The sequence below is a fragment of the Brevundimonas sp. genome, assembly GCF_036659295.1.
GTDB lineage: Bacteria > Pseudomonadota > Alphaproteobacteria > Caulobacterales > Caulobacteraceae > Brevundimonas.
In genome coordinates this window covers 1-659 of record NZ_JAVXCU010000168.1, presented here as the reverse complement: position 1 = coordinate 659, position 659 = coordinate 1, and the positions used below count along the sequence as shown (strand labels likewise).

Below are 659 nucleotides of genomic sequence, written 5' to 3'. Positions count from 1 at the left end.
AAGGCATTTCGCTGTTCCTGGTGCCGAAGTTCATGGTCAATGCCGATGGCAGCCTCGGCGCGCGCAACCCGGCGAACTGCGGTTCGATCGAACACAAGATGGGCATCCAGGCGTCCGCGACGTGCGTGATGAACTTCGACGAAGCGGTGGGTTATCTGGTCGGTGAGCCGAACAAAGGCCTGGCGGCGATGTTCACCATGATGAACTACGAGCGTCTGGGCGTCGGCATCCAGGGCCTTGCCACTGGCGAGCGCTCCTACCAGAACGCCGTCGAATACGCTCGCGACCGCCTGCAAAGCCGCTCGCCGACGGGCGCGCAAAACAAAGACAAGGTCGCTGACCCGATCATCGTCCATCCGGACGTGCGTCGCATGCTGCTGACCATGAAAGCGTCGAACGAAGGTGGTCGCGCATTCTCCACTTACGTGGCGATGCAACTCGACACCGCCAAGTTCAGCGAAGACGCGACGACGCGCAAGCGTGCGGAAGACCTGGTGGCGTTGCTGACGCCGGTTGCCAAGGCGTTCCTCACCGATCTGGGTCTGGAAACTACCGTACACGGCCAGCAGATTTTCGGCGGCCACGGTTACATCCGCGAGTGGGGCCAGGAGCAACTGGTACGTGACGTGCGCATCACCCAGATTTACGAAGGCACCAAC

Annotated in this window: 1 protein-coding gene; it reads left to right on the top strand. The window is 61.5% G+C overall.

All coding sequences use genetic code 11. The features are described 5' to 3' along the window. A partial coding sequence (locus RSB01_RS14165) for an acyl-CoA dehydrogenase family protein (RefSeq protein ID WP_332625765.1) occupies positions 1-659 on the top strand: 659 nt, incomplete at both ends.